The following is a 6,928-nucleotide window of genomic DNA, read 5'->3' as shown; positions in this document are numbered from 1 at the left end:
GCTATTTTAAACCATGGCTACAAATTAAACAATCTAAAAAGGAGCGATGCTTCCTCCCCTCCCTAAAGGAAGGGGTATCCGCATCGATATTTTGATGAACACAATAAAAAACACCCTTCTTCCCTGGATTGTCTGTTTGTCGGCCTCTCTTTTCTTCGCTTATGAACTCCTTCAACTCCATGTGATGAATGCGATTTCCCCAATGCTCATTAAAGATTTAAACTTAAGCGCGACCCAATTTGGATCGCTCTGCTCCACTTACCTTTTAGCCGATGTGATTTTCCTCCTCCCTGCAGGGATGATTCTTGACCGCTTTTCGGTCCGAAAAGTGATTTTAGTTGCCCTCCTCCTTTGCCTCCTTGGAACAGCGGGGTTTTCACAGGCAAATAGTTTAGGGATGGCTGCAGTTTGCCACTTTCTCTCTGGCATTGGAAATGCCTTTTGCTTCTTAAGTTGTATCATGCTCATCTCCCGCTGGTTTCCAAAAGAAAAGCAAGCGTTTCTTGTCGGCCTGATGATCACAATTGGGATGTTTGGGGGCATCATTGCGCAGCGCCCTTTCTCCCTTTTAGCAAGCCACTTTAGCTGGAGACAGGCCCTGATGATCGATGCCTTTGCTGGCGTTGCCCTCTTTGCCCTTATCTTTGCCTTTGTCAAAGATGCCCCCAAGCCGATCGAAAAAGTGAAGGAAAAAGGACTCCCCTTCTTTGAAGGATTGAAGCGCTCGATCTTAAACCTCCATAATATTTGTTGTGGGCTTTACACCTGTTTCATGAACCTTCCCCTTATGATTATCAGCGCTGTTTGGGGAACCCTCTTTTTGACTCAAGTTCATAGCGTTTCGATTGAAAATGCCTCGATGATTGTCAGTATGATTTGTATGGGAACCATTGTCGGCTCACCGATTTATGGATGGATCTCCGATAAGATCAAGCGGCGACGACAGCTGATGGCCTTTGGAGGGGTTGTTTCGTTGGCTATTTTCATGGTTATTTTAACCCTTCCCCATCCGAGTGAGCAGATGTTTACCCTCCTTTTCTTCCTGCTCGGGTTTTTCACAAGCTCTCAAGCTCTGGGCTATCCAGCCATTACGGAAAACAACCCACAAGAGCTTACCGGAACATCGATGGGAGTGGCTGCTGTCCTCATTATGGGAATTCCAGCCCTTATCCAACCCCTATCGGGGAAACTTCTCGACCTAAGTTGGGACGGAACGCTGATCGATGGGGTCCCTTTCTACTCGGCAACCGATTTCCGGATCGCTTTTCTCATCTTCCCGATTGGGTTTTTGATTTCTCTTTTTGCCCTCAAACGGGTTAAGGAGCGCTCCAAGGTGTTACGGTTCGACAACAAACCGGTTAATAGTTAATACAGTAGCACTGTCAATCATTCCTGCCTAAAGGAAGGGGTATCTGTGGCGATATTTTGATGAAATAGATGCATCATACTATTGCTCGAAGCATGGAGAACTGGTTAGCTACCCTTTTAATCACACATGTAAAGCAAAATAAACCCGAAGTTCAGGTTACTATGAGGAAAGTTCAAGGCACCCGATGCAGGCAACCCCAAAGTGGGTTGTCGAAGCAGGGTAACGCAGAAATTCCCCATAGGAAGAACCTAAGCAGCAGGAATGGTTGGGTGATGCCCTCTTACACACACCCCTTCACCACATAAAGAGCCACAGGGTTTGTAAAGCCCTTAAGTTCGATCGACTCAAGGCTTTCACAATCGATATGAGCCTTGACCTCTTCAAGAGTGGCTTCACTGATGAGGATTTGCATGGGCGCTGCCTTTGAACAGATCCGTGAGGCAAGGTTCACATTGGCACCTAAGACGGTGTAGTTGAGGCGGTTTTCCGCCCCCATATTCCCTGCAACGACGTTGCCCGTATGGATCCCGATTCCCATTTCAATCTTGGGAAGTTCCTCTTTTTTCCGCTCTTCATTCCACCCCTTAAGGGCCTCTATCATATCAATGGCACTCTTAATCGCGCTTAAGACACTTCCTTCTTTTTCAATCGGGGCACCAAATAGAGCCATCACCTCATCCCCGACATATTTATCGATCACCCCTCCATATTTATCGACTGTTTCAGAGGCCTTGGTCATGCAGGTGTTGATGAGTTGAATCACCTCTTTCGGATCCATCTGCTCGGTAATCTTTGTAAAGCCACGAATATCGGCAAATAGAACGGTCACCCGCTTTTCTTCTCCACCAAGTTGGACATTTCCTTTAAGGGTCTCTTCAGCAATCTCCTTTGAAACCACCTTATTGAGGACTCCACGGACCCGCTCTTTTTCTCGGAGTCCTTTGACCATCTCAAAGAAGGAATGGTAGAGGGTTGCCACCTCATCATGCCGCTTACTTTCGGTCTCTTCAGGGATTTCAATATCATCGAGTTTCCCTTCAGCAACGGTCTCTGTCACTTTCGCTAAGTGAGAGATGGGACGGGTAATCCTCTTCGAAATGTTGCTCAGTAAAACCAAGACAAAGAGGAGCCCCCCAATGGCAGCAAGACGCATTTGTAAGGAGATCTTCTCAACAATTTCCTCAGCACTTTTATTCATCGCATCAATAAAAGCAAACTCTTCTGCTTTTGGAGTAAACATAAAGAAATGGAGGTCGACATCTTTATGGACCGCGATGTGGAGGAAGAAGTACTCGGTTCCACCAATTGTAATACACCCTGAGGGTTGCCCAATAAACTTCTGAACGGGGATTTGATACCAGCTAGGATCTCTTAACCAGTTCCCTTCTGGATCAAAGCCTGAAATCACCTTATTACTCGAAACAAATAGGGCTGTCTTATGGGTCGAACGAGAAAGAGAGCGGAGAATTCCCACCCCCCGGTTTCCAATGGTTAAGTAGCCGGTGCGGGTTTGGTCTCCTTCCCACGCTTCAAGTTTGAGAGTACCCCCAAAAAAAACGCGGTGCATATCATCGGGAGTGATGATATCAAACTGGTTGATTTTCTCCCCCTTTTTACCAACAGGATACTTGGGCTGATTATAAAAAACCGATTCGGCTAAAAGGGCCTTTCCACAAAAATCTTTTTGATTAAACATCCCCATTCCTACAGGAGCTTGGGGAGACAGGGGGTCCTTACCAAAAAGGGAGGAGTGAGTGAGCGTGGATAGTCCCCAGATCAGCCCCACCTTATTATAGTGATCGACATACTCATCGATATAAACATCGACCTGCCTTCCTAAAACAGGGCGGTCTTTCGTAAAGCAACTTTTCTTCTTAAACGTTTTTTCCTTTTCTTCGATCCCCCGCTTCCAATTTTCATCAACGGCAAGAGCTCCAGGGTTTGCTTTTAAATATTTTTGAGCGGCTAAAATTTGCTCAACCAACTTTCCCAAGTAAAATTCTTTCGTAGGAACCTCAACCCATTTTAAAAAAGGTTCCAAAAGATTGATCGAAAGGCCCAATGTTTTCCCCGCATCGGCATCGACCTTAAAATTCAAAATGGTTTCAGGTCTAAAAAAAACGTAGTAAAGCTCGGCAGCCCCCGTTTCTTCATCTCCAACCTCATGTAGAGAGCCAATGTCTAATGTAACCCCAACATAAGGGCCCTGCCACTCACTTGGCTTTACAGGGTCTCGCGCTGCTACTAAATGGAACGACTCTCCCCCAGAAAAATGAAAGGTATCACTCAGCCGATTATCATCGATAATGATCTCTGACATGAGGCTATTTTCATTGGTACTTTGAATGAAATCGATCCACCGATTGGTAATCATGAGCGAAGCAGAATCGAGCCAGTTCGCCTCTTTTAAATTTTCCAAAGAGGGCTCAAATCCTTTTCGGACAAGTTGATATTTTGCCACCCCTTGAAGAACGGCATCAACCTCTGCTTGCACCTTATAAAGAGAGTCCGAAAGGTAGTCTTCGATCGCTCTTGTTTTCTTTTCATTGAGTTTCTCGAGTTGCCCCAAGAGTTCCTGGTAGGTCTGCTCGAGACTTTGCCGCGTGACATGCTCTTCCCAGAAGAAAGAGACGATAAAGGCGGCGGCAAAAACAATGCCGACCCAAACAAAAAGACGGTATCTTAAACTCACGTTAACCTGCGGTGTCCCGTTTTGGTAATGACAACCATATCCTCATGGCGCACGCCACCAAGCCCCGGAATGTAAAGCCCAGGTTCAATCGTAATGACCATCCCCTCTTCTAGCTTTACATCTCTGACTTTATCCGAAACCCGTGGATATTCGTGTACATCTAGACCTATACCATGACCGAGCGCATGAACAAAGAGCTTTTCATCTTTTCCCATCACATTCCGCGCTGCTTGGTCGAGTTTGGCCACTTTTGTCCCCGCTTTACACTCTTTTAAAGCTGCTTTGTGAGCGGCAAGAACCGTTTTGTGGATTTCTTTAAGCCTCTTTTTTCCCTGACCGAAGAAAAACGAGCGGGTCATGTCGCTGGCATACCCATTCAAGACCACCCCAATGTCAATGAGAACAAGATCCCCTTTTTTAAGTTTCCGGGTGCTGCTTAGGTGGTGGGGAAGGGCGCTATTCGGGCCAAATGCGACAATCGGCTCAAAGGAAAGGGCCTCTGCTCCCTCTTTTTTGACATAAAATTCAAATTCCCGAGCAATGTCACACTCTCGCACTCCCTCTTTTAGCTTTTTGCGAATATGCAAAAAACCTTTCTGCAATAAGGTGGCACTTTTCTTTAAAAGGAGAAGCTCTTTTTTATCTTTGACTGCCCGCACCTTTTGAGTGGGAAAGTCAAAACCTTTGAGCTTTTTCTTTGTAAAGGATGATTTGAGCTCCCGATGAGCCGCAACTGAAAGGCTCGTATCAAACCCAAAATGGGTCGCTCCTTTCAATTCCTCTTTAAGGGCTTGACTTGAAAGTTCTTTAACCGGATAGGGCGATCCCTTTTTTGCCACTTCAGTGTACCTTCCATCGACAAAAAGGGTCGCTTTTTTTTCCAAAATGAGAAGTCTTCCGCGGGAAAGTTTGAGTCCAGTGAAGTAGGTAATGTCGGTGGGATTTTCGATGATGAAACCCTCGATTCCCATCGACGAAAACTCTTTACGAAACCGTTGCAGTCGTTTTTTGAAACAAGGAGCTGAGCTTTTCATGACTTAAATGCACCACCGTTTTTTTTCCTTTCGGACAATGATAGGGAGCTTCTGTTTTTAGAAGTTCTAAAACGAGTCGTTTCGCCTCTAAAATCGTCCATCCCTTTTTTCGTGATCTTGCATAAGAAGAGAGGGTGAAAGCAAGCTTTTTTTCCCTTTCTTTTTGGGCGAGGTTTTGATCAAAGACCTCGAGGAACTTTTGGAGGAGTCCTTCCACTTCCCCCTCACCAATTTCAGGGTTCAGCGCGTCAACGATAAAACTTCCCTCTCCAAAAGGGCGAAGGTCGATTCCCATCTTTTTAATCTCATCGAGATGGGCAGCAAGTACCTCCCCTTCTTGAGGCACAAATTCGAGGGTTAGCGGAATCATCAAGGTCTGAAGCGGGGGATTCTTTTCTTTTAAGAAGTGCTCATAAAGGAGCCGAGCAGCCCCTCCTTCGAGGTCGACCAAAAAAAGGCCATCAAAGGGAGCATTTTCATAAGGAGGTTCTAGTAAAGGGGTGGGGTGAACAATGAGAAAGAAGTCAAAAAGGCCAAGCACCGACAGTTCTTCCGCTGGAAGCTGTAAATCGAATGTTGGGGGCTCTACTTTTGGGGTTTCTTGAAACTGGAGTGGGGTTTCCTCAAAGTTCCACTCCCTTTTAAGAGGTGGTGTTGGCGCGCTCCCTTTAAAAGAGCTCATCACCCCTTTCCTTAGGGCATCTTGAATCACCTTCCCTTCCCTTAAGCGAATTTCCCGCTTTTGGGGGTGAACATTGACATCAACCCATGCTGTCGGGAGAGTGAGGTGCAAGACAAAGGTGGGGTGGAGGCGAGTGTCAATCCGGGTTCCAAACCCTTCATAAACCGCATAAGAGATTTGAGGACAAAAAACGGCCCGCCCATTGACAAAGAGATATTGCCCCAGTCGATTCGTTCGAGCACCGAGAGGAGACCCGATAAAACCTTCAATTTCGCATCCGTTATCGGCATAATCGATCGGAGAAGCTCCGCTTAAAAACCCTTCTCCTAGAACGGCATCGCACCGCTCCTTCAAACTTCCCGGCAAAACATCGCGCACCTCTTTCCCATCCACAATTAAGCGGATGCGGACCTTGGGATGGGCCAAAGCGAAGATGTAAAGCCGCTTTACATTCTCATTTTGGGCCGCCCTTTGAGACTTTTGAAACTTTTTTCGTGCGGGAACATTAAAGAAGAGGGCGCGGATCTCGATCGTTGTCCCCGGCCTTCGGGCTGCCCCTTCGATGCTCCGGATTTTCCCTCCATCGGAAACAAGTTCCGAGCCTAACGGGTTTCCCTTAATGGCGGTGGTGATCTTCATTTTGGAAATTGCAGCGATGGAGGCGAGGGCTTCTCCTCGGAAACCCATAGTGAGGACCTCGTTTAAGTCGTCGGCTTTTTGAATCTTCGAGGTGGCATGCCGCTCGATGCTCAGTAAAAGGTCATCCTGGCTCATTCCACATCCATCATCACTGATCCGAATCAGAGAAAAGCCTCCCCGTTCAATCTCAACGGTGATATTTTTCGCCCCTGCATCAAGCGCATTTTCGATCAGTTCTTTAATCGCAGAAGCGGGATTTTCAATCACCTCGCCCGCAGCGATTTGGTTAATGGTTTGATCTGACAAAACACGAATAGACATACTCCTAACTATACCGTATTGGCAACATTTAGGCGAATGTTATATGTAGAAGCTGAGGCCCTGGAGGAATCATTATGGACGATCATTCACCCAACAGCAATTCCCGCTAAAATTTTAAGCCCTTGATTGTGATTAATTTGCAGTTTTTATAAAATTTTGTTTTCGCAAACTATTAAAAGGTAAGGGCAGAA

At 46.3% G+C, this 6,928-nt stretch carries 4 protein-coding genes; 1 reads left to right on the top strand and 3 read right to left on the bottom strand.

Annotated elements, in window-relative coordinates; translation table 11 throughout:
- The first annotated feature begins 46 nt into the window (after positions 1 to 46).
- A complete protein-coding gene (locus NEPTK9_RS08710; protein WP_194848445.1) occupies positions 47 to 1,369 on the top strand; it encodes an MFS transporter in 1,323 nt (440 codons plus the stop codon).
- A 280-nt stretch (positions 1,370 to 1,649) separates the two neighbouring features.
- Here NEPTK9_RS08710 and NEPTK9_RS09905 read toward each other — a convergent pair whose 3' ends face one another.
- The 3 genes from NEPTK9_RS09905 to mutL are packed head-to-tail and all read right to left on the bottom strand — an operon-like array spanning position 1,650 to position 6,737.
- A complete protein-coding gene (locus tag NEPTK9_RS09905) occupies positions 1,650 to 4,061 on the bottom strand; it encodes an adenylate/guanylate cyclase domain-containing protein (protein WP_194848444.1) in 2,412 nt (803 codons plus the stop codon).
- Positions 4,058 to 5,095: a M24 family metallopeptidase gene (locus NEPTK9_RS08700; protein WP_194848443.1), complete on the bottom strand. Its 1,038-nt coding sequence runs from the start codon at positions 5,093 to 5,095 to the stop codon at positions 4,058 to 4,060. The genes NEPTK9_RS09905 and NEPTK9_RS08700 overlap by 4 nt, the downstream gene beginning before the upstream one ends.
- On the bottom strand, positions 5,046 to 6,737 hold the full coding sequence (mutL, locus tag NEPTK9_RS08695) for a DNA mismatch repair endonuclease MutL (protein WP_194848442.1): 1,692 nt from the start codon (positions 6,735 to 6,737) through the stop codon (positions 5,046 to 5,048). The genes NEPTK9_RS08700 and mutL overlap by 50 nt, the downstream gene beginning before the upstream one ends.
- Positions 6,738 to 6,928: the final 191 nt, after the last annotated feature.

It is taken from the genome of Candidatus Neptunochlamydia vexilliferae, assembly GCF_015356785.1.
GTDB classification, from domain to species: Bacteria; Chlamydiota; Chlamydiia; order Chlamydiales; family Simkaniaceae; genus Neptunichlamydia; species Neptunichlamydia vexilliferae.
Note: the sequence above shows the minus strand (reverse complement) of the source record. Positions and strands in the feature narration are given on the sequence as shown.

Excerpts from the sequence above, each read along its gene's own strand:
- NEPTK9_RS08710 (WP_194848445.1), top strand. The coding sequence starts at position 47 with ATGCTTCCTCCCCTCCCTAAAGGAAGGGGTATCCGCATCGATATTTTG.
- mutL (WP_194848442.1), bottom strand. The coding sequence starts at position 6,737 with ATGTCTATTCGTGTTTTGTCAGATCAAACCATTAACCAAATCGCTGCG.
- NEPTK9_RS08700 (WP_194848443.1), bottom strand. The coding sequence starts at position 5,095 with ATGAAAAGCTCAGCTCCTTGTTTCAAAAAACGACTGCAACGGTTTCGT.